The organism is Leeuwenhoekiella sp. MAR_2009_132, from assembly GCF_000687915.1.
Classification (GTDB): Bacteria; Bacteroidota; Bacteroidia; order Flavobacteriales; family Flavobacteriaceae; genus Leeuwenhoekiella.
In genome coordinates this window covers 189,046-212,360 of sequence record NZ_JHZY01000004.1, presented here as the reverse complement: position 1 = coordinate 212,360, position 23,315 = coordinate 189,046, and the positions used below count along the sequence as shown (strand labels likewise).

Here is a 23,315-nt window from a genome sequence, read left to right as displayed (position 1 = left end):
TGAAACAACTTAATTAGAACAATCAAACAATGATTAAAAATATAAAATCAATTTTCACTTTAAGCTTTATACTGGTAGCAGCAAGTTATGCACAGGCACAGGATAAAGATAATTTAGGAACTGAAGTTGTAAATGTAGTTAAGCCTTATACTCCTGAGATAGGTGATGCCTTTAAGGTAAAAGCAACTCCGGCTTTAAACGATTCGGTGAATACGGCTAAGAAGAAGGTAACTTACGGGATCTTTAGTGTACCGGTAGCCTCTACTTTTGCACCTGCAAAAGGTAAAGCAGCAGCGGTAAAAAAGGCTAAGCCTGTAAAGTTGTATGATAATTATGTGACTTTAGGTTTTGGCACCTACACCAGTGCTTTGGCAGAATTGTACACCAATTTTGAAATAGACCGAAATTCTAATTTCGGTATTTATTTAAATCACAATTCATCGCAAGGTGGTATTGAGGGTGTGGTACTCGACGATAAGTTTTATGATACCGATTTAAATTTGAATTACAGCTCGCGTAATAACAATTTCAACTGGCGTACAGATTTAGACCTGGGGCACAAATTATATAACTGGTACGGTTTAGATCCGCAAGTGGCACAAAATCAAACAATCGTACAAAATATAGATCCTACCCATAGTTTTTACAATGCCGGTTTAAGTGGAGCTATAGAATTTAATGAAGGCTTTTTTGAAGGAGCAACAGCAAGCATAGGATATTTTGGAGACTCATTTAAATCTAGCGAAATACGAGCAGTAGTTGCACCAGAATTTATGGTGCCTATCGCTAAGCAAAAATTAAGCTTAGACCTTAAACTTGATTATGTAAACGGAAGTTTTGAAAATGAAGATTCGGGTATTACGAAAACAGATTATACGCATTTAATTGTAAGCGGAAACCCAAGTATTCAAATTTTAAAAGAAGACTTAACGCTTGATTTAGGGGTGAATGTGGCTGCAGATTTTAATCCTGATGCTTCTAAAGCAGACCTTAAAGTATATCCTAGCGTTAGAGCATCTTACCGTCTGGTAGATGAGTATTTTATTATTTATGGAGGTTTAGAAGGTGACTTAAAACAAAACACTTATCAGGAGTTAGCTTCAGAAAATCCGTTTGTATCACCAACATTAAATACCATTTCTCCTACAGATCAGAAATTTGATTTGTACGGTGGTATAAAAGGTAAATTAAGCAGTGCGATGAGCTACAACCTGCGCGCAAGCTATTTGTCTCAAGATAACCGCTTATTGTTTAAAAATAATGCGAGAACTGTGGGGAGCGCAGATGCAATGGGTGCAGCAGGCTATCAATTTGGAAACTCCTTTGGAGTAGTAAATGATGATTTGCGTACGCTTTCCCTTTTTGGAGAATTAAACTTTGACGTAAACAGCAATTTAAAAATGCGTGTTAATGGAGAGTTATTTAGTTATGAAACAGAGCTAGAAGAAGAAGCATGGAATTTGCCAGACTTTAAAGCCTCTTTCTTTGCAGACTATCAGATCGATAAAAACTGGTTTGCGGGAATAACCTTATTTTATGTAGGGGAACGTTTTGATCAGACAGATGTGGAAACAACAGCGATAAGTACAAACCCTATAAAAGTTACCTTAGAAAGTTTTTTTGATGCAAATGCACATGTAGGATACCGCTTTAATGATCAACTTTCGTTTTTTGCACGCGTAAATAATGCGTTAGGCAATAATTACCAGCGCTATATTAATTATCCGGTACAGGGATTACAGGGGATGGCAGGGGCGACTTACCGTTTTGACTGGTAATTTTTAGTAAAATAAAATCTTTAAAAACTCCCGAATTTCGGGAGTTTTTTGTTTTAGGAGATACATGCTTAATTTGTACTTTCGTAAAAAAAAATAAATATGCGTTTTGCTTTGTTGGGACTCTTAAGTCTCTTTGTAGTGGTAGGTTGCCAGGATAAAAAAACCGAAAAAGAGAGTGTAGATCTTCTCGTAATTAATGCAAATATTTATACTGTAGATGCTCAATTTTCAAAGGCAGAAGCTTTTGCCGTACGAGATGGCAAGTTTGTTGCAATAGGATTATCAGATTCTTTGCAGGCAAAATACTCTGCAAATGAGGTTCTTGATGCTCAGGGAAAAACCATTCTTCCGGGTCTTATAGATGCTCATTGCCATTTTTATAGATTTGGTCAATCACTGCAGAATGTAGATCTAGTAGGTACCACAAGTTTTGATGAGGTGGTGGCGCGAGTTGTTGCTTTTCAAAAAGAAAATCCTTCAGAATTTATCTACGGAAGAGGTTGGGATCAAAACGACTGGGAACAAAAAGAGTTTCCGAATAAGAAAAAATTAGATTCACTTTTTCCTGATACGCCGGTTGCGTTGCAGCGTATAGATGGTCACGCTTTGTTAGTAAATCAAAAAGCTTTAGACCTGGCGCAAATAGATGCAACAACACAGACTAAAGGTGGTGAGATTATGCGAGACGGTAAGGACCTTACCGGTATACTCATTGATAATCCTATGGATCTGATTACGGCTATTATGCCGCAAATGACCCGCGATCAAAAAGTGAAAGCATTGCAAGATGCGCAGCAATACTGTTTTGATTATGGTCTTACAACGGTTAATGATGCCGGTTTAGATCGCAATACGATTCTGCTTATAGACAGCTTACAACAAGCGGGAGGCTTAGATATGCGTATGTATGCGATGATAAGCAATACACCTGCAGACGTTGACTACTTCTTAAAACGCGGTATTCTAAAAACCGATAAGATGAATGTACGTTCTGTAAAAGTGTATGGTGACGGGGCTTTAGGTTCCCGTGGCGCAGCGTTGAGAGCACCTTACGCAGATCGTGATGGGCATTATGGAGCTTTAGTAACTCCCGTTGACAGTATGTATAATCTGGCTCAAAAACTGGCTAAGACAAACTTTCAGATGAATACGCATGCTATAGGTGATTCTGCAAATACTGTTATATTAAATGCATATACCGAAGCTTTAAAAGGGCAGTCAGACAAGCGCTGGAAGATTGAACACGCGCAAATTATCTCACAGGAAGACTTTGATTACTTTGACGATAATATTTTACCTTCTGTACAACCTACACACGCTACCAGTGATATGTACTGGGCAAAAGATCGTTTAGGGGAACGCAGAATGAAAGGGGCATATGCATACAAGCGATTACTCGAAGAATCTGGTGTTATCGCTCTGGGAACCGATTTTCCGGTAGAGCAGGTGAGTCCGTTTTATACATTTTACGCAGCGGTTGCCCGTAAAGATTTAAAGCAATTTCCCGAGAACGGTTTTCAAATGAAAGATGCCTTAACCCGTGAAGAAACTTTACGTGGAATGACCGTTTGGGCTGCATTTTCTAATTTTGAAGAAGCTGAAAAAGGAAGTATTGAAGTGGGGAAGTTTGCAGATTTTATTTTAATGGATGAAGATATTATGACTGTTGAAGAAGATTTAATTCCCAATCTAAAAGTGAATCAAACCTGGTTAGGTGGTAAAAAAGTAAAGTAGATTCTAATAACATCTAACAAAAAAAGCACCCTTCTGATTTTTTCAGAAGGGTGCTTTTTTTTGTCATTTTAATGCGACCACAATACGTATATAAAATAATTGAGATTACTTAAAATAAATATTCCGATCTAGTGATCCTAATGCTACTTCTGCGAGATATGGAGATAAATATGCCATTAATGTATTGCAGGAATTATATTTATTTACATTTTTAATTTGAATTGTAAACAGATACCTATCAGCATAAGAAGCACTAAAATTTGCTTCTTTTTCTAAGTCTTTATATACCACATAAGCATTTTCAAAGTTGTCTAAATTCACGGTCATCATTCCCACACCTTCCGCAGGTAAATAATCTATATTCAACTGTTTAGCCACGTTAAACATCGTTTTAAAACTATTTATTAATTGCAACCTGTTAGCGGTATAAGAAACATTTTCCATTTCAGCAGGTATCTCAATACCACGTTCCTTAAAACGCTTCTTCATACCCTCAATAGATTCTGTAAATTCTTGTTTACCTTTAATATCTGCAAGATCTAAATCTGTGATAGTAACAATCATTTCAGAATTACCCTGGTCTACTTTTATATATTGTTTGAGCTCATATTTTTGTGCGGTATTTTGATAAGAAGGATAAAATATAGTGTTGCTGTTATTAGAATTATTATAATTAGCATCGCCTGTATATTTGTAATCTCTAATTTTAGGAAGTACATCAAACAAATGTATGGCAGCGTCAGACCCGCTTTGTAAACAATGATTGTAAGTGTCTTTTTTTAAAACCTTAAAACACATTCCGTCAAGATTATTTGTTTGAGCACATAAATTAAAGGAGTAGCTGACGAGTAGAAATAAGAATAGTTTTTTCATAAATTGTATTGAAATAGTTGGGTGTTTATGTATAGCCTAAAGTATTAAATTCTTATAATTTATATTCTTTTTGCTCAATTACTCAAACAATATACAAACTGGAGCAGGAGCGGTTACCTGAGCAACATAGGTTAACAGACCGGTTATAGAATCTCGTTTGTAAGAAACCAGATTATTACCGTTTTGATTGGCTACTATTATGTATTTCTCATCTGGAGTGATTTGAAAATTACGCGGATCTTTACCTTTAGTAGGCTCGTTAGCCACAAGTTTTAAGCTTCCATCTTCCTTAACCTCTAAAATAGAAATGCTGTCGTGACCGCGATTAGAAGCATAGACAAACTTACCATCCTGAGATATGTGAATGTCTGCCGCTTTAGAAAAGTCGGTAAAATCTTCCGGAAGGATTGAAGTCGAGCTGACAATACTGTAATTTCCGTTTAGGGTTTCAATCTGACTTACCGTGTTGTTGAGTTCGTTCAACACGTAAACGAAGTTTTTTGTTGGATGAAAAACTAAATGACGCGGACCTGCTCCTTCTTTAAAGTCCAGTTTCTGAATGGTTGCAGGTTGCAGTTTATTAGTTTCGATATTGATTGAAGAAAACCACAACTGGTTAGTTCCTAAATCTACCGAAATAATGCCGCTACCATCAGGATTAAACCAGGCAGAATGCGCGTGCGGGCCTTCCTGACGATCTGTGGTGCCTTTGCCTTCGTGTTGCTGTACATCTAGTAACTCGCTTAAACTACCGTCTTCCTTCAGTTTCAGTAATCCTACATTACCGCCTGTGTAATTAGCAACCAAAACATAATCCTGATCATTTGTAACTACAAAACACGGGTGCGCTCCGCCGGTTTGACTTTGATTTAATTGCAATAGCGTATCGGCTTTAACCTGAAAGGATTCAATCGTACCGGGATCGTTTTCATTAACAGCGAGCAATACATTTTTGTTTTTATTGAAGCTTATAAATGAAGGATTTGATACTTCAGCAGCAAGAACCGGTTCTGTAAAGCTCCCGTCTTCTTTTAATGCTAATTTGTAAATACCTTTACTTGCTCCATCTGTATAGGTGCCTATGTAAAACGAGGTAATTTCTTCTTCGTTTGCTGTAGATTGGGTCATTGATGTTTCGGTTTTTGTTTCGGTGTTTTTACAGGAAATAATGCTGAACAGACTTAGAGCAAGTACTATAGATTTCATAAACAGATGTAAATTAGTGTTGACTTTCCGCTTAAGCGAAATCTAAAATTAATGTATTTCTCGAGTCTATTGTATACTTTGAGTAAAAAGCAAAAAAAATCCCAATACAAAAGTATCGGGATTTTTAAGCGTTAAAATTGATTATTCTGCTTTGTTTGGGTACCAGTCTAGCAGAATAACTTCGGTATCAATGCCTGCAGCATTTACTAAGCTCTTAAATTTATCGGTATCACTTAAGCCGTCCTGACCTCTAAAATGATAAGGGTACACTTCTTTAGGAGCGAAAGCAATCACACCATCTGCAGCACGATCTACAGTCATTGTATATGGTAAATTCATACATACAAAGGCTTTGTCAATATCTTTAAGATTGCGCATCTCGGGAATATCTTCTGTATCGCCAGAAAAATACACACGCATCCCATCTTTTTCGATCACATAACCATTACCACGACCTTTAGTATGAAATTGTTTTGCTTCCTCTCTAAGGTTGTACATAGGTATTGCAGTAAGCTCATAACCATCCCAGGCTTTAACTTCATCATTTGCAATAACCGTTACTTTGTTTTTAAGATCTGTTTTTAAAGCATCTACAACGGCTTGAGGAGCAAAAATCGTGGTTGCAGAATCTGCTACCGCATTTAAAGTTTCTTCATTTAAGTGATCTCCGTGAATATCTGTAACGAGAATTACATTAGGTTTTGGCTGACCTTCAAAAGCTGACGCACCACCTACAGGGTCGATGTAAAATACCGCATCGCCAAAATCAAAAACTGCGGTTGCGTGTTCAATAGGAGTGATGTTAAATGTTGCTTCTACTACAGTTGAGTCTGAAACCATTGCAGTCTCTTCAAGTTCTGAAGAAGATTCTGATTTATTTTCATTTTTACAGCTGAATAGAAGCGTAGCTGTTAACACTGTTAGTACTAATGTTCTCATTTTCATTTTTTTTTAGTTTTAGAAGGACAAAGAAACTAAGAAAAATAATGAAAACGTACTAAAGAAATTGTAAAGCTTAAAGCTTGATTTGCATTTTTATATCTGCCCGTAAATAAGGATTGGGTTGTTCTAAAGGAATCTCCATAAAACCGAATTTACGATACAGGTAAATTGCATTTTCCAGTTTGCGGTTAGAGTAGAGTATAAGGGTTTCTAATCCTTTTTTACGCGCAAAATCAAGGGTAAATTGTAACAATTGTTGTCCTATTTTTTGACCGCGTAACTGAGCATCTACAGCCATTTTTGTAAGTTCAAATAGGCCGTTTTCATCGGGCATTAATGCTACGACGCCCACAACCTTATCTTCGTGCTTAGCAACCAGAATATCGCCACCGGTTTGTATAATAAATTTTGAAGGGTCGCTTAAAACCTCTTTGTCGTGAGGTTCTACTACAAAAAACTGCTCAAGCCAGTTGAGATTAAGGGCTTCAAAAGCAGTAGCATATTGCGGTTTGTAAGTGTCAAAAATCAAAAGAATCATCTTAAAGTGAACGGTAAAGGTAAAACAGATTGTGTATTTATTTTAAGCCTTTGGCTTCCATTTTATTAAGCCTTAACGTCATTTTACTGCTGCTTTTTGTAAATTAGTTGCTCATTAAAAATAAGTTCCATGACCAATCCTAAATTCGGAAAAAATACAATTTGTACCCACGTGGGTGAAGTGGAAGATACCCAGTTCAAAGGGGCTATTTCGCCTATATATATGTCAACTTCCTATGCTTATGAAGATGTTGCGGTAAAGCGCTATCCGCGTTATTTCAATACGCCTAATCAGGAAATGTTGGGCAAAAAAATAGCTGCTTTAGAAGGCACAGAAGCCGGGATGATTTTTGGTAGTGGTATGGCGGCGGTAAGCACGGCTTTATTAGCGTTTTTAAATGTCGGCGATCATATAGTTTTACAAAAAACACTCTACGGCGGAACCTTTAATCTGGTAGAAGAAGAGTTTTCAAAAATGGGTATTGAATACACCTTTACAGATGGTTTGGCTCGTGAAGATTTTGAAAAAGCCATACAGGCAAATACTAAGGTCTTATATATTGAGACGCCTTCAAACCCATTAATGACCATTACCGATATGCAAATGATTGCAGAGGTTGCAAAGGCTAAAGGTATTGTAACTATGATTGATAACACATTTGCTTCACCGGTAAATCAAAATCCAGCACAATACGGTATAGATATTATTTTACACAGTGCTACTAAATATATGGGCGGTCACAGTGATATTCTTGCGGGCGCGGTAGCTGCATCCAATGCACATATGGAGCAGATCTGGCATAAAGCCAAAAATCTGGGTGGCAGCTTGAGTGACTTTAGCGTGTGGATGCTTGAACGCAGTTTAAAAACTCTGGTATTACGAGTTAAGCAACAGAATAAAAATGCGAAGAAGCTAGCGAAATGGTTAGATGAAAAAGAGGAAATACAGGCTGTTTATTATCCGGGTTTAAAGTCGCATCCAGACTATGAGTTGGCAAAATCACAGATGAGCGGTTTTGGTGGAATGCTCTCTTTTGAATTGTCTGAAGAACTAGATACAGCTGCCTTTCTAAAGGAATTAAAACTTATTAAACCCTCGATGAGTCTTGCCGGGGTAGAGTCTACTATTTTATCGCCTACACAAACTTCACACGCTTTATTGAGTGCCGAAGAGCGCAAGCATCAGGGAATCAACGATGGTTTGTTACGGTTTTCGGTAGGTATAGAAGACAAAGAAGATCTAATCGCAGATTTAGAACAAGCATTAGAAAAAGTAGTTAAGGATAGTTTGAATTTTAGTATTTAACTGTTTTGCACTTTTATTAATAGGTTTAACGTCAAAGATTATATTTTGAGTCAAGTGTCATTGATAAAAGTTGAGACAGTAGGTTTAAAAGTAATATTGTAAACTAAATAGCTACGCTAAATAGTGAACGACTAACTCTAAACAACTAAAGCCCCGAGTTAGTTTAAATAGGTTTTTACGACTTAATTACCTTATAAAAAGACAACGTATTGAAATTAGATATATTAGCTATTGGCGCTCACCCCGATGATGTAGAATTATCCTGTGCGGGCGTACTGGCAAAAGAAATAAGTCGCGGTAAAAAATGTGGCGTTTTAGATTTAACCAGAGGCGAACTTGGAACGCGTGGTTCTGCAGAAATACGTGATCAGGAGGCGGCAGCTGCAGCAGCAATTTTAGGTTTAAGCGTACGCGAAAACATAGGATTAGCAGACGGTTTTTTTGTAAATGATAAAGAATCACAACTGCGCATCATTGAAATTATACGCAAGTACAAACCCGAAATTGTATTATGCAATGCTATAGACGACCGTCATATCGATCACGGTAAAGGCAGTAAACTCACTAGTGATGCGTGTTTTTTAAGTGGACTTAAAAAAATTGAAACTCATAAGGACGGGCAGCTACAGGAGGCATGGAGACCCAAACATGTGTATCATTACATTCAGTGGAAAAACTTAAAACCCGACATTGTTGTAGATATTACCGGGTTTATAGATATTAAGATGCAATCTGTGATGGCGTATGGGTCACAGTTTTACGATCCTAAGGCAGGAGAAGACAATACGCCGATAAGCAGTAAGAATTTTCAGGAAAGCATACGATACCGTGCGCAAGATCTGGGAAGATTAATAGGAACTGAGTATGCAGAGGGCTTTACAGTAGAACGTTACGCAGCTGTAGACTCAATTTTTGATTTGATTTAAAATTTTTATTATAATGTATTGCTCATAATAGGTATTTGCTTTACATTTGCACCCGCATAAATCGCTAGCGAATTATGTTTTTTAAATGGTGGTTGTAGCTCAGTTGGTTAGAGCGCCTGATTGTGGTTCAGGAGGTCGTCGGTTCGAGACCGATCTTCCACCCGGAAGTAAAAATCCTTGCAGAAATGCAGGGATTTTTTCGTTTGTATAGGTTTTGAAGGAAAGGGATCGGTTGAGAATTTGATTTTACTCCTTTTTTAGCAGCTCGCTTATGGTATTAGTAAACTCGCGATTCCAGACTTTATAATCGTGACCGCCATCAAACTCCCGGATTTCGGCATCCCCGTTAAGTTCGTTGTATTTAGATTTTAAGAATTCGGCGTCTTTTTTAAGAAATTCAAATTCTTCACTGCCATAGATCAAAAATAAATCGGGATAAGAAACGTCTTTTTTCCATTCAGAACGTCGAATTGCACCGCCAAATGTCGAAAAACACAGATACGTGCCTACAAGATCAGGATGCATATTTAGCATACTCATTCCGAAGCCTGCGCCGTTTGAAACCCCATAAAAATAGCGGTCTTCTTTGGTGAGTTTTTGATTAAATTCTTTTTCTACTGTTGGGATGAGTTCTTCGGTAAAATAAAGCATATGATTGGGAAACCGGTCAACTACCATAGAATCCTGAATGCGGCTCGGTTTGTTATCTACATATTCAAAATTACGGAACTGCATATAGAACTTTGAACCATCTCCCGTAGTCCTACTGGTGCTGTCTGCGATCTTACTGTTAGAATGACTTCCTACATAAAGCACCGGTTTTATGATGTTATTTTGTATTAAAGAATCTAAAGTCTTTTTAAAGAAACTGCCTTCCGTTTTTCTACTGCCATCTGTGGCATAAATAATCGGATAGTTTTGTACAGGATCAAAATCTTTGGGTAGATACACGTTGTGTTTGCGGTATTCTTTTAAATGCGTGCTGTAAATGTAATCTGTGTAAAACCGGGATTCATTAGCTGTTGCTGTTTGTGCAGCAGCAAGAGTTGCTTTTAGAAGTAAAAGAGCGAAGAGGGTTTTTATTCTGATTAATTTTTAAGATTTTTTGGAGATAGGTATTTTAGTAAAGGATCACCAGGTGTAAAACCCGATAGCTATCAAGATAAGCGTTTTAAATAAAAGAGATTTTCTGAGAATTAGAGGCTTGTGCAACGGATACCGGTGTTGTACACAGTTTTTTTAATTAAACTTTTCGAGATTATTACTCCAATAATTATCTATTAAATCAAATTTTTCTTGTCCAAATCCATTTTCGTTCTTTATATATTTTATCAGGGTCGTATCTTTTTCTGCAATCTTGTAAATATAAATTCCGTTTTTCTCATTTTTTAAGCATCCATACCCGACAATCAATCCTTTATCAATGATTTTATAGTTATCTATAAAATACAAGTGACTGATCCAATCATTTTGGGCACAGCCAGCTCCTTGATAAGAATAATAAAATCTACTGGTTTCGATTTTTTTAGAGCTAGGATAATTAGTGAAGTTATCAATAAGAATAAATTTTTGTAAACTGGAATTGTAAATTAATAAAGTTTCCAAAACTCTATTAGATGGATGAATAATAATTACATCTTTATATCCATCTAGATCAAAGTCTTTTATTTCAAAATCCGTTATATTTTCAACTTGTGAGAATTGTATTTCTCCTGATTCATCTTTTATTTTAAACTCTCCATTTTTATCAATAAAAAACTCATATCTGATTTTGTCGATTGTTTCACTTTCATATTTGTAATATATAGAATCGTTTTCTTTTTTTAAATTCTTGAATTTATCAGTGTCTGATTTTTTCAGATTGCAAGAATTTAAAATTAGAAATGTAATTATTGTCGATATTTTTACGGTTCTTCTCAAATTGTGTATAACGGTCTCGTATAGCAATAAATGGTGCGGAATTTTGAATTCAGATTTGCCTAATTCTTCCAAATACAAACTAATTTTTCCATTAAGCCTAATGCCCAAATTGCTTGTATCGTGTGTTAGCGGAAGTTTATATTAATATCTTCTGTTATCTCATTAATAATTTTAAAAATCAAATTGGCAAAATATATGAGAAAATTAGTCTTTGTTATTCTTATAATTCCCAAACTTCCGGCAACTACCACTTTATGTTCTTTTAAGAATTTGTAATTGTCCTCTTTAGTAATATCTTTCTTTCTATCAGTCAAAAGCATTCCTCCATTGTGCGTTATTAGATTCCTAATTTTTTGAAACTTCTGTATTTCATTATAGTAAGTTGCATTTTTGTTAGCAGATTTTATATTAGCGACTAAACTCAAATAATTATAAAACTTCGTTATTCCTGAACCACTTAAATGTTCAATTTTTATTTGGCTAACTGATTCTTTTTCAAGAATTTTACACAAACGAAATAATCTGAATTCAAAATGAGAAAACATACTTATAAATATTGAATTTAATAGTATCCAATCGGAATTTGCAAGATGAGCACTTTCGTCTAGCCAATTTTCGTCAGTTTCTCCTTTAGTTAGTTTATAGTGAAATTCTGAATTTTGCTTTTCAATTAAATTTAATGAATCTTCGGAAAGTTTTATGAGCGATTTTATGTTTTCACAGAATACTTTATTATTAATTAGTTCTTGTTTCATCTGCTTTTTTTAAATTTCCGCTAACGTGTTTGTATATGGAAAGTTGCGTGTTTGTTTGCGAGGATTTTCCGAAGGAAAATCAGATATAGCAAACGTGCAACGACCTTTGTTTTAGCATAACACCAGCAATTTTTTATATACGGTGTTGCCAGTAGTTATTAAAATTGAAGTTTTTGAGTTTTATATCTAGATTTTGCTTGAATACTTTTACTAGAATTATCGTCTTCATTATCTGGATCATTTTTCAAACCGAAAACATCAATAATTTCTAAGATTGTAGATTCATTCATTTCAATCCATTTAGTTAATGGTTCAATGAGTTCCTCTTTAATTGATATTTTATCTTCATTTTTATCAATAATACTTTTAAGGCCATTTATTCCACCAATATACCAACGACCTGAGAGATTGTATTTATTTTCTACTTTCCGAAGAGCTGAAATAGATTTAGCATTTTCTTTTATGATTGCATATAAAATAGGTAAATATGCCGGAAACGAAACCCATTTCGCAAATTCTTTTCTCAATGCGTGTGGGTAAATAATTTCATTAGAAAAGTCATTAGTGACATTCCTTATCTCCGATTTTTGAGATTCTAATAATGAGGTTAAGTCTTCTTTTGTTAAGTTTCCTTCAGAAACTTGTTCTATTTTCTCATTAATTGATTTAATTAACTTCGTTTCAATTTCTTCAATCGATTGAGAATTGTCTTCGAATGATTCCTCAAGCAAGTTTTTATCAGTTCGTTGACCATAGAGCGAATCAATAAAGTTTTTATCTTCTCTAAAATCACTTGGCGAATACATAACTTTAGTGTTGTAATTTAATGTAATAAAAAATAATAATACTAAAAGGGTAGGAAAACCAATAACGAACCAAATAAAAATATAATGCAGGTTATCGTCTATTAATCCGATTGCAATTGTAGCGTTAACCTCCGCCAATGCAGCGAATATGGCTATTATGGTTAATGGACTATTTATCCGATTTACTTTTTCTGTCATATTGTTTCTTTAATTACTTGTTGTTCTTCTAATTACTGGCAACGTGCGACTAACACAACAAGTTGTGTTATATCTATTTTAATACTAGTCTCTAAATATATATATATAAAAGGCTTCTTTTACGCTTATCTATAATCAAACAAATTAGAATTTACCAATTTACAGGTATCGTAAGCCCAACAGCGGCTGCACCTGAGAATTGTTCTAAAGCAGGGTGGAAGTAGTAGGTAAACTCGAGATCTACATTATTTTGAGGACCCAGAGCGACACCCAGAGTAACCGGGATGTGTACAAAAACACCCTTTTTATCAAGAGTGGTAAACGGAGTCAAGGTTTTAAACGATCCAGCAGAAAGTCCCACACCTAACTCGACGTAAGGCGCAACCCACGGGATGGGTGCAACTAAGCGCGCTTTACCACCCAGCAAAAAAGCATTTGAGGTTACTTCATAATTAGGTGCATCTGCATATTCAGAGCTATTTCTATCTGAGGTCAAAATTAACCCGGCATAGGGGCGTAAACTAAACCAGGTTTTAAGACCCATTACATATTCTCCCTGTGCATAAAACCCGGTACTTATAAAATCTTCATTGCCGGTTTCACTTTCGTCCATTGGGGCAGTTATGCCTAATCCTATAGAGACATCCAGAAATCTTCCTTGTTTTTGTGAAAGCAATTGCATACTGCAAAAAAGAGTAAAGAATAGTGCTGCTGCGGTGCAATAATTATTTGATTTTTTATTCATTGTTAGTTGATTGATTACTAACGAATATAATTATTCAAATCTTAATAAATCAAGTTATTTTCAATCTAAATATCCGTTGAAATTCCGTTTAAAATTGAACTTATTTAAATAAATAATTCTGCTTTTTTTTTACATAAACCCCATAAAAAATGCCCGAGAGCTTTTGCAGCAATCGGGCATATTATATATTCTAACGTCTAATTTCTACTCGTCTTTAACGTCATAACGGTCTAGCATCATCACTTTATCCCAGGCAGCTATAAAGTCGTGTACAAAACGCTCTTGTGAATCATCTGCAGCGTAAACTTCAGCCAGGTTACGCAGTTGCGGATTAGAACCAAATATTAAATCGCAGCGGGTTGCGGTGTATTTAGTCATTCCGGTAGTGCGGTCGTTTACATTAAATAAAGTTTCTTCCTGATTTTGAGGTTTCCACTCATATTCCATACTGGTAAGCACCTGAAAGAAATCATTAGTCAATTGGCCGGGACGCTCTGTAAATACCCCGTGCTTAGAATAATCAAAATTCTGATCTAAAACACGCAGTCCACCTACAAGTACGGTCCATTCTGGCGCAGATAAAGATAGAAGTTGAGCACGATCTAAGAAAATACGTTCGGCTTCCACTTTATAACCTACCTTGTCATTATGATAATTTTTAAAACCGTCAGAAACAGGTTTTAACCATTCAAAGCTTTCTACATCAGTTTGTTCTGGTGTTGCATCGGTACGACCGGCAGTAAAAGGAACGTCTACTTCAAAACCAGCATCCTGCGCAGCTTTTTTAACAGCAACACAACCACCCAGAACTACTAAATCTGCAAGAGAAACTTGTTTGTTTCCGCTCTGCGTATTTTTAAAGTTGGCTTTTATGTCTTTTAACGTGTTTAAAACCAGATTAAGTTCTTCGGGTCGATTAAGGTCCCAATTATTCTGAGGTTCTAAAGCAATACGAGCACCGTTTGCGCCTCCACGTTTATCACTATGGCGATAAATTGCAGCAGAAGACCACGCAGCATTTACTAATGCCGAGATGCTAAGACCGCTATTTAAAATAGCTTGCTTTAATGTCGCAACATCAGCAGCATCAATAAGGTCATAATCACGTTTTGGGGTAGGATCTTGCCAGATCATATCCTGCTCAGGAACTTCAGGACCTAAATAACGGTCTTTTGGTCCCATATCACGGTGCGTTAATTTATACCAGGCTTTAGAAAAAGCATTTGTAAAATAGTCAAAGTCATTCAAAAACTTTTCACAAACCTCACGATAAGCAGGGTCTACTTTTAATGCGATATCAGACGTCATCATCATTAAATCGTTAATCTTGCCGGGTATATGGGCATCTGGTGTCTTGGGAGCATTTGGGTCTATAGGTGTCCATTGTCCTGCGCCTGCAGGGCTTTTTACTTGCTTCCATTCAAAAGCAAAGAGATTAGTAAGGTACGTGTTGTCCCAGTTTGTAGGGTTGGGTGTCCACGATCCCTCAATACCATTTGTAGAAGTATCGGCACCGTTACCATTACCTACAGGGTTGTGCCATCCAAAACCTTGCTGATGTAAAGGTGCTGCTTCTGGAGCTGCGCCTATTTTATCTGCAGGTACTGCGCCATGACTTTTACCAAAAGCGTGCCCACCGGCAATTAAAGCTACCGTTTCTTCATCATTCATCGCCATGCGTTTAAACGACTCACGAATGTTACGCGCAGAATCCATAGGATCCATATTTCCGCCCGGCCCTTCAGGATTTACATAAATTAAGTTAGAGTGCGTTGCCGCTAACGGATTCTCTAAATCGTGATATGCATCTTTAGGACCACCTACCCAACGTAATTTTTCACTTACCATCTCATCAGGATGACCTAAATGATCTGTGCTTTTAGGAACTTCATTTACTCGCTTACCATCCCAAAATTCTGGTCCCCAATAGGTACTGCGATCGGGTTCCCAGGCATCGCGACGACCGCCAGCAAAGCCAAAGGTTGGGAAGTTCATAATTTCTAAGGCACAATTACCCGTTAATACAATTAGGTCTGCCCAGGAAATTGCTGCCCCATATTTCTTTTTTATAGGCCAGATAAGACGACGGGACTTATCTATATTTCCGTTATCCCACCAGGAGCTAATAGGAGCAAAGCGTTGCATCGCTTGGGCTGCACCACCACGACCGTCTGCAATACGGTAGGTACCGGCAGAGTGCCATGCCATGCGTATCATCTGCGGACCGTAATTGTTGTAGTCTGCAGGCCACCAATCTTTAGAAGTGACCAGGAGCTCTTTAATATCTGCCTTAAGCTGTTGTAAGTCTATCTTATTAAATGCTTCTTTGTAGCTCTCATTGCTTAACGGATTTGAAACAGGTTGTTCCTGATGTAATAATTCTACTTGCAAGCGGTTAGGCCACCAGTCATCAATTTGTGGTGCTGTTCCTAAAGCGCCTCCTACACGTGTACCGCGAAATGGGCATTGCTCGAGACCTTCAGGATTACTAATGTCTTTCATAGTTCTTTTTTTTTTTTTTGATTATATGTATTTTGAAATGGGGAAGAAACAGGTGATTTACAAAATCAACAGAAGTTTTGAATAGCATTTTGTATGCATTCTAAATCCTTATTTTAATACACCCTTTAAAAATATTAGATACCTCGTAAAATCTAGCGTTGTAGGCGTTAAATTTTGTATAAAACCTAGGATTCAGGATGTTTTTCTGAGGAAAGTCTTGTGGTAATAAAACTTAATTTAAGGAATTTGAGCGAATAAGTAGTTTTTAAGCGTGATGTGACAAAAGCTTTTATTAATTGTTTGTAGAGCTGCAATTTTAGCTGTTACATTAAATTAAGAATAATATGCCATTTTATAGTTTAGAGTTTTCTTGACACTCATCCATTCGGTTTCTGTAATAGAAAATACTACAGTATCCCGGAAACTTCCGTCACGGTTTATGCGATGATTGCGTAAAATACCATCTTGCTTAGCTCCTAATCGCGCAATAGCTTCCCGTGATTTTAAATTAAACCAGTTGGTCACTATTTGTACAGCAATGCAGTTTAATTGTTCAAAAGCATACTGCAATAATAGATATTTACAATGCGTATTTACGCCGGTACGCTGATAACTTTGGGCATACCAGGTATACCCTATTTCAAGTCGGCGATGTTCGGGCTGTAAGGTGTAAAAACGGGTGCAGCCTATGATAGTATCTGTATTTACATCAAATACCGTAAATGGATATTCAAGACCTTGTGCTTTTTGATTTAGCGCAGTTTCAATGTAAGCATCTATATTAGCTGCCGAAGGGACAGAAGTATACCATAACTCCCACAATTTTCCGTCTGAAGCCGCTTTTAGAAGTCCATCGCGGTGTGTTTTCTCTAACGGAATTAATTTAACCGTATCACTTTTTAAAACAAGTTCTTCTTCAATCCAGTTTTCCATGTGGTGCAATTACGTAGTGAAGTTTCAATAATTGGACTTGACTCCTAATAGAAGTTTTGAATACTGAAAACTTCACCTTAAATGTAGAAAATTATATTGAACTGTTTTTCTATTCCGCAGTAGGTATAAAGTTTTTGTGTCTAGATGTAGGTGATAAGGAGGTAAGTTAAAATAAAAGCAAATATAGGAGCGATACTCCAAACCGTAAAAAAGCGTTTTACCGTTTTGTTTTTAAAGGTCTCTTTAAAGCCATTTTTACTAATGCTTAAGGCGATAAATGCAGCACCGTTAAGTTGAACGAGTGAGGTAGGGATCCCCTTTGTAACAGATGCTGTTAGTAATAAACTGGCAACGAGCATGGCAATTATTGTAGCGTAAAACGGACTTACTTCTACAATACCTTTCCCGGTTTTTTCTGTGGCTTTATGGCCTAGTAATGAACTACCTATTGCAAAACAAGGCGCAACAATTAATACCGAAAGAATAATGATAGGTAAAAAGTTTTGAATGGCCTCTTCACCAATTTCGTTAGCCGTAAGAGAAGCAATAGGAGCTGCAGCATTAGCAACATTATTTGCACCTATAGAAAAGGCCACATAAAGTGAAGATATAATAAGCATAACCTTTAAAGCTTTATGCTTTCCTAAATGCGTATAGTTTGCTGTAACTACTCGTTTTTTTAACTGTGGAAAAATATATTTTGAAAGGATGAGCATTATAAGAAATGCAACAAGTGGTAGAATAATCCAGGCCGGAATAACCTCATAAAAAAGCTTATATGTATTTAAACCGTCAAGTGCGGTGGCTGCACCGGCTATTGAAAGCACCGTTGCCTGACTCGTAGATTGTGGTACACCTAATAGATTAGATATAAAAATCGATAAGCCTACCGAAAATAAAATTACGGCCGTATTAAACGGCGTAAAATAACTTTGCTCAAGCAAGCCGTTACCCAGTGTTAGTGATACTTCCTTACCGGCAAGAAGTGCACCAGTTATAACCATTATACCAAATAATCCCGGTATTATAGAACGTTTTATGACGTTTGCACCGTAGGCTGCAGAAAAAGCCGGAGCTGTACCGCTACCGCCCATATTGATAGCCAGAAACATCGCCAGTAAAAAGGGAATGGTAAGTATGTGAACCAGATTAGACATATTAACTCTTGAGCTTTAATTTATGATGAATGGTGAGGCGTATGATGTTGCGGTTGTAAAAATCTGTACCCGAAGCCCGTTGCTGAAACCAGTTAAAATAGCCCAGTTCTATGCCTAGATTTTCAATAAACATATATTGGGCGCTTGAGCCATATCGATTTTGATCAAAAACATTTTGAACGATGCTATTACCTATATTTAAGTGAATTTCATCAAAGGCTTTAAAGGTGAGTTGCGCAGTGGGAGCATAGCGCAGTTCTAGCTTATATCTGGCCCGTATATTACCGAAGTCAAAAGAACCATCGGGTTGTTCAAAAAACCGAAATTCGCCCCAATAACGATGATTTAAAGATAGTTTTGCACCCAACTCCTGAGCATAAGCGAGCTCTGCGAGCGGTCTTAATTCGGCGGTCGTAGTGTATGATTTAATTGTGGGATCTTGAGGTGAAGTTTGTTCTAAATAGGCTAAACCTGCAGCAGCACTCCACCCTTTTGAAAGTTTGCGTTCTGCCATAGTACGTGCTATAAACTGGTGCTGTCTCCACGGAAACCAATAAGTGCGCTCTTCTATTTCTTGCCGTAGCTGGTAGGATTCATTAATTTTTAATTTTAAAGAATAGCCGGTCCAGAGCAGCTGCTGATGATCTATCGTTTTCTGTGCATTTAGAAACGTGCTAAATGCCAGCAAAAAGCTGTACGTAAAAAAACAGATTTTACTATTTATCATTACAAATTAATATCTATAATTCCTATAGGGTTTATAGGGATTAAATATAGATTTAAATTTGATTCATATATCTATCTGTTGAAATTATTATAGGGAATTTTAGGAGTGGAAAGTAAACTTTAAAGAACGTGTCTTAATTTTCTAGATTTGTAGTTGATATCCTAACTCTATTGATATTTGATCAAGCAAAACAGTTATTGAGACTACTTAGTTCCTTTTTTTAATAAAAACTTTAGTGCACCTGTAGACCACAGTGCCCAAAGAATTAGTACCGGTTGAAAAAACAAACGCATAAGGCGTTTGCCGTCTGTATCAAGTCCAAAAGCATCTATGCCATTTGTATATTGTGAGATATTACCGGGAAATATTAAGACGTAAAAGAGCGCCAAAGCCAGTCCTACTTTGACTTTATACCTCACTAAGAAAATCATCGACAGACCAAAAAGTATTTCTACCACCCCGGAAGCCAATACTACAAAGTCTATAAATGCAGGATCTGTGGGTAGCCAATTAGGCACTTGAGCCTGAAATTCATCTCGCTGAAAAGTAAGATGGCCCACACCCGCAAGTGTCATTAAACTTCCCAAAAGTATTCTAAATACATTTTGTGTTTTTGTCGTTTCGGTACTCATAATGATTAAAGTTGGCTTTAAGTGACAAAAGTAAGTAGCTCTCTAAACGGGTAGTGTTAAAGGATGTGTAAATTCTAGACACGGTACAGTCTTACCAGTTATTTGTAAATAAAAAAAGCTCCTTAAAAAGTTAAGGAGCTTTGAAGTTTTCGCGTAGCGCAAAGATTATTTTTTATCAACCACAATACGGTCGGCACGATTGGCAAGTTCCCAGGCGGTTAAAAATACCAACTGACTTCTTTTTGCAAGCATAGGGTAGTTAATTTTATCTGGCGTATCAGATACTTTATGGTAATCTGCGTGAACCCCATTAAAATAGAAAATTATAGGTACACCTTGTTTAGCGAAATTGTAATGATCTGAACGATAGTAAAAACGATTAGGGTCGTTTTCATCATTATAGGTGTAATCAAGATCAATATTCATATACTTGTTATTTACAGCAGTAGAAATGCTGTCTAGCTCAGTACTCAATTTATCTGAACCTATTAAATAAATGTAATTCTCGTTGTCTTTGTGTGCATCGTCAACACGGCCTATCATATCTATATTGAGATCTGCTACCGTATTAGCAATAGGGAATATTGGGTTTTCTGCATAATAACGAGAACCGTATAAGCCTTTCTCTTCTGCAGTAACATGTAAAAATACAATTGAGCGTTGTGGAGTATATCCTGCTTTTACAGCTTCATTAAAGGCTTCGGCGATTTCTAAAAGTCCTACTGTACCAGAACCATCATCATCTGCACCATTAAAAACCTCACCGGTATCGCTTACGCCTACGTGGTCTAAGTGTGCCGAAATTATTATATACTCATCTGGCTTAGTACTTCCTTTTATATAAGCAACTACGTTTTCTGAAGCTTTTATGCCACTGCCGGCTCTAAAAAAACTTTCAGGTACTGTTTGAAAATAGGTGCTATCTAAAGCTGACGCTATTTCTTGATTTTCATAATATTCTTTTAAATAGGCTACCGCCTTTTTCTGACCTGGCTCACCGGTATTGCGACCTTCAAACTCATCTGAAGCGTACACATAAAGCATTTCTTTAAGTTCGTCTGCTGTGATGCTATTTGCAAATGGCATAGGATCAACATCGCTCATAGAAGTTTCAGAAGAGGTGCCTTTTGTATTTTCATTCATTTTTGGACCGCATTTAACGAGCAATACACTTGCCAATACACCGGTCATCCACATTATTTTTTTCATAAAGGATTTTGATTTTAAAGATTTTAAAAATACACTTTTGCTGTATGTGAATTAACTACATTGTTAAATTTTAGCTTAATTCTAACAATCTAAATCAACTTTTTAGTATTCAATATAGAATAAATCTCTAATTCCCTTAGAAAGCTTAATATGAGTATAATCAGGCATAAAATGCTGAATGGCTGGTATGGTAGAAAATTCTGATTCTGAATGTGTAGTGGTCAAAATAATTGATTTTGAATTACCATTTGCGGCAGCTTTTGCCCCGGTAGGACTGTCTTCAAAAATGAGACTCTCTGAAAGTTTAATAGTAAGATGCTCTGCAACCATCTCAAATACCTGTGGGTCTGGCTTGCCACGTTGTACCATATCACTGTGAACAACAGTTTTAAAATAGGGTTGTAGTGATAAAGCTTCAATTGCAAATTCTGCATTTTCTTTAGGTGCTGCTGTACCTATTCCCATAGGTATTTTTAATGCCTTTGCAGTATCTAAAAATTCCTGTAAACCGGGTAACATCTTTATATCATCAGCATAAATCTCCCGGTATGCGGCTTCCTTATCCCACGCAATTTGTGCGATTTCTTTTTCTGAAAAGCGATTACCAAATAGTCTGCGTATAATCTCGTTATTAACCCCGTGAATATCTCGCTTCACTTCCTCTAGTGACATTTCTAAACCTAAATCTTTAAGTTTTTTTTGCCAGGCACGGTGATGAATCATCATGTTGTCGATCATCGTTCCATCCATATCAAAGATGAGCGCCTTTACAGGGATTTTGTGGGTATAGGTTGTTTTAGCCAAAAGACTTCAGTTTTGAATTCAAATGATTTAAAGATAAGAACTCCATTAAAGTATTTAAACCTCACTTAAGGATAAGTAGAAGAAACTTTAAATAAAAATTTGAATATCGTTAAATGTCAAAAAGCACTCAAACATAAGTGCTGAGTGCTTTTTACAATTTTCATAAAATTTTAGTGTCTATTCAAGACCAGTTAATACTTCGATACCTTCAGGCGCTACGGCACGCATTTCGAATTGTGTTAAAAAGTCGCGTTCCATTTTGTCAAGATAGTCTGTACGGTTTTCAATAGCATTCATACTGTCTACAAGTACCTGCATACTTTTTTTACCCGAACGTAAATTTTTAAATACATCCTGAATAAAGGCAGCCATTTTTTCTTTACCCAATTCGTTTTCCATATCAAGAAACTGTTCTGGTGTAATTAATAGGGCTTGTAGTTGTGGTTGATCGTTTAATCCTGATTTTCGTTTATCTATATCAACGGCCTGACCTTGAACATAGGTAGACACAGTGGCATAATGTTGTGGGTTACTTTCTTCAATATATTTTAGCTTAACATACTTAGCTAAAGATTGCAGCAGCATTTTGTCCAGTTTATCTTCCGGCTTAAATGCATTTGCTAAAAAGTAGTAGGCTTCATCTTCTTCAATAGTAATATCTATCTTGTTAGGGTTTACGTTTTTTGTTGTATTTAAAATGGTGTTGTAAACACTTTCGCTTCCGTAGATAGGAGAAGAAACCTGCGCGTAAACAATTTTACCATCAGGATCATTTACCTTAGTAATATCTTCTAAAAAGCCACGAGTCTTCGCAAAGCGCTCTTCAAGTTTAGGGATATCCTGTGCATCTACGTTTATGTAATTTGCATATTTACCCTTCTGAAAATCTAAATTTCCGGCTAGTAAAATTATTCCGCCTTCAACCTGCTTGTTTTCAAATGTAGATCCGCTTGGTTTGGGTTCACCTTTACCTATATAAAGATTTTCACAATCGTCACAGTTAGCAGTAATGGCATAGGTATAATTAAAGGGGTCAAGATATTTTGCAGAATTACTATTACGCTTCATAACCTCAGGATACCATTTGTTATTTTCTCCTGCACGCAAAACACCATTGGAGTAAACTAACTCACCTTTATATTTCTTAATGTCTTTAGAATCATCAATTTTTTTAAATTTCCCCTCGGTAGTAATCCTCAATTGAGATTGTGGTGTAATTACTACCTCGCAGCCTACAATTACAGTATATATGAGACAGTCTTCGCAGTTTTGTGGCACTTTGCTCGACGCGATACGATCACCATCAAGCTCAATAGTTTTTACTTTAATGTGTTCATTAAGTTTAAAGGAAAGGGTCTGCGTATTTACAGGTAAATTGGTGAGTGTGTAAACACCGTCTATGGTTTCATTTTCTAATGAAATATTTACCTGCCCATCCATATGACTAGATTTTTGAGCAGTTACTAATTGTACAATTAGCAATAAAAGAATAAATACCGATTTTTTCATCAAGGCGTAATTTTTTCTTTATAGGGATCTATTTTTAAATGTTTTTTAAAAGGTAAATTATGCTACACTTTGTATTAGAAACTGTTGCATTATTGACTCAGATAGCCTCAAAAATA

21 protein-coding genes and 1 tRNA gene are annotated in these 23,315 nt (G+C 36.4%); 5 read left to right on the top strand and 17 right to left on the bottom strand.

Going from position 1 to position 23,315, the window contains the following annotated elements:
* Positions 1–29 precede the first annotated feature (29 nt).
* Together P164_RS09365 and P164_RS09360 are read left to right on the top strand one after the other, a co-directional pair.
* Positions 30–1,778, top strand: coding sequence for a TonB-dependent receptor (locus tag P164_RS09365; protein ID WP_035899721.1), 1,749 nt, complete (start codon positions 30–32; stop codon positions 1,776–1,778).
* 99 nt (positions 1,779–1,877) lie between these two features.
* Entirely contained in the window at positions 1,878–3,512 is a 1,635-nt protein-coding gene (locus P164_RS09360) for an amidohydrolase (RefSeq protein WP_028376132.1), read from the top strand.
* Positions 3,513–3,617: 105 nt separating this feature from the next.
* Here P164_RS09360 and P164_RS09355 read toward each other — a convergent pair whose 3' ends face one another.
* The 4 genes from P164_RS09355 to P164_RS09340 all read right to left on the bottom strand — a co-directional run bounded on the left by P164_RS09355 (position 3,618) and on the right by P164_RS09340 (position 7,071).
* Positions 3,618–4,385 (bottom strand): hypothetical protein, encoded by a 768-nt coding sequence (locus P164_RS09355; protein WP_125411772.1) that lies wholly within the window; start codon positions 4,383–4,385, stop codon positions 3,618–3,620.
* Between the two features lie 78 nt (positions 4,386–4,463).
* Positions 4,464–5,591 (bottom strand): lactonase family protein, encoded by a 1,128-nt coding sequence (locus P164_RS09350; RefSeq protein ID WP_028376130.1) that lies wholly within the window; start codon positions 5,589–5,591, stop codon positions 4,464–4,466.
* Between the two features lie 141 nt (positions 5,592–5,732).
* Positions 5,733–6,530: an MBL fold metallo-hydrolase gene (locus tag P164_RS09345; RefSeq protein WP_035900044.1), complete on the bottom strand. Its 798-nt coding sequence runs from the start codon at positions 6,528–6,530 to the stop codon at positions 5,733–5,735.
* Positions 6,531–6,606: 76 nt separating this feature from the next.
* The gene (locus tag P164_RS09340; protein ID WP_035899719.1) at positions 6,607–7,071 is read right to left on the bottom strand and encodes a GNAT family N-acetyltransferase; all 465 of its coding nucleotides are present in this window, start codon (positions 7,069–7,071) and stop codon (positions 6,607–6,609) included.
* Between the two features lie 129 nt (positions 7,072–7,200).
* Here P164_RS09340 and P164_RS09335 point away from each other — a divergent pair, with 129 nt between their 5' ends.
* From P164_RS09335 to P164_RS09325, 3 genes are all read left to right on the top strand, one after another.
* The gene (locus P164_RS09335; protein WP_028376127.1) at positions 7,201–8,376 is read left to right on the top strand and encodes a trans-sulfuration enzyme family protein; all 1,176 of its coding nucleotides are present in this window, start codon (positions 7,201–7,203) and stop codon (positions 8,374–8,376) included.
* Positions 8,377–8,585: 209 nt separating this feature from the next.
* Positions 8,586–9,302: a bacillithiol biosynthesis deacetylase BshB1 gene (gene bshB1 / locus P164_RS09330; protein ID WP_028376126.1), complete on the top strand. Its 717-nt coding sequence runs from the start codon at positions 8,586–8,588 to the stop codon at positions 9,300–9,302.
* 87 nt (positions 9,303–9,389) lie between these two features.
* Positions 9,390–9,465, top strand: a tRNA-His gene (locus tag P164_RS09325).
* 83 nt (positions 9,466–9,548) lie between these two features.
* Here the strand turns inward: P164_RS09325 and P164_RS09320 are convergent.
* The 13 genes from P164_RS09320 to P164_RS09260 form a co-directional block, all read right to left on the bottom strand.
* The gene (locus tag P164_RS09320; RefSeq protein ID WP_410503389.1) at positions 9,549–10,385 is read right to left on the bottom strand and encodes an alpha/beta hydrolase; all 837 of its coding nucleotides are present in this window, start codon (positions 10,383–10,385) and stop codon (positions 9,549–9,551) included.
* Positions 10,386–10,541: 156 nt separating this feature from the next.
* Positions 10,542–11,294, bottom strand: a complete 753-nt coding sequence (locus tag P164_RS09315; protein ID WP_028376124.1) for a hypothetical protein — start codon at positions 11,292–11,294, stop codon at positions 10,542–10,544.
* A gap of 53 nt (positions 11,295–11,347) precedes the next feature.
* Positions 11,348–11,977 (bottom strand): hypothetical protein, encoded by a 630-nt coding sequence (locus P164_RS09310; RefSeq protein ID WP_028376123.1) that lies wholly within the window; start codon positions 11,975–11,977, stop codon positions 11,348–11,350.
* Between the two features lie 158 nt (positions 11,978–12,135).
* Positions 12,136–12,981, bottom strand: coding sequence for a hypothetical protein (locus P164_RS09305; protein WP_051621318.1), 846 nt, complete (start codon positions 12,979–12,981; stop codon positions 12,136–12,138).
* Between the two features lie 151 nt (positions 12,982–13,132).
* Complete coding sequence (locus tag P164_RS09300; protein ID WP_051621317.1) at positions 13,133–13,726, bottom strand: outer membrane beta-barrel protein; 594 nt, start codon at positions 13,724–13,726, stop codon at positions 13,133–13,135.
* A gap of 204 nt (positions 13,727–13,930) precedes the next feature.
* On the bottom strand, positions 13,931–16,228 hold the full coding sequence (gene katG, locus P164_RS09295; RefSeq protein WP_028376122.1) for a catalase/peroxidase HPI: 2,298 nt from the start codon (positions 16,226–16,228) through the stop codon (positions 13,931–13,933).
* A 333-nt stretch (positions 16,229–16,561) separates the two neighbouring features.
* Complete coding sequence (locus tag P164_RS09290) at positions 16,562–17,161, bottom strand: GNAT family N-acetyltransferase (protein ID WP_028376121.1); 600 nt, start codon at positions 17,159–17,161, stop codon at positions 16,562–16,564.
* A 140-nt stretch (positions 17,162–17,301) separates the two neighbouring features.
* Positions 17,302–18,318: an inorganic phosphate transporter gene (locus P164_RS09285; RefSeq protein WP_028376120.1), complete on the bottom strand. Its 1,017-nt coding sequence runs from the start codon at positions 18,316–18,318 to the stop codon at positions 17,302–17,304.
* Between the two features lies 1 nt (position 18,319).
* Positions 18,320–19,045, bottom strand: coding sequence for a DUF2490 domain-containing protein (locus P164_RS09280; RefSeq protein WP_028376119.1), 726 nt, complete (start codon positions 19,043–19,045; stop codon positions 18,320–18,322).
* A 203-nt stretch (positions 19,046–19,248) separates the two neighbouring features.
* Positions 19,249–19,677 carry a MauE/DoxX family redox-associated membrane protein gene (locus P164_RS09275; protein ID WP_028376118.1) on the bottom strand — a complete coding sequence of 143 codons (429 nt, stop codon included), beginning with the start codon at positions 19,675–19,677 and terminating at the stop codon, positions 19,249–19,251.
* Between the two features lie 165 nt (positions 19,678–19,842).
* On the bottom strand, positions 19,843–20,886 hold the full coding sequence (locus P164_RS09270) for a M28 family metallopeptidase (RefSeq protein ID WP_028376117.1): 1,044 nt from the start codon (positions 20,884–20,886) through the stop codon (positions 19,843–19,845).
* 102 nt (positions 20,887–20,988) lie between these two features.
* Positions 20,989–21,690, bottom strand: a complete 702-nt coding sequence (locus tag P164_RS09265) for an HAD family hydrolase (RefSeq protein ID WP_234405842.1) — start codon at positions 21,688–21,690, stop codon at positions 20,989–20,991.
* A 177-nt stretch (positions 21,691–21,867) separates the two neighbouring features.
* Positions 21,868–23,199 carry a hypothetical protein gene (locus tag P164_RS09260; RefSeq protein WP_028376116.1) on the bottom strand — a complete coding sequence of 444 codons (1,332 nt, stop codon included), beginning with the start codon at positions 23,197–23,199 and terminating at the stop codon, positions 21,868–21,870.
* Positions 23,200–23,315: the final 116 nt, after the last annotated feature.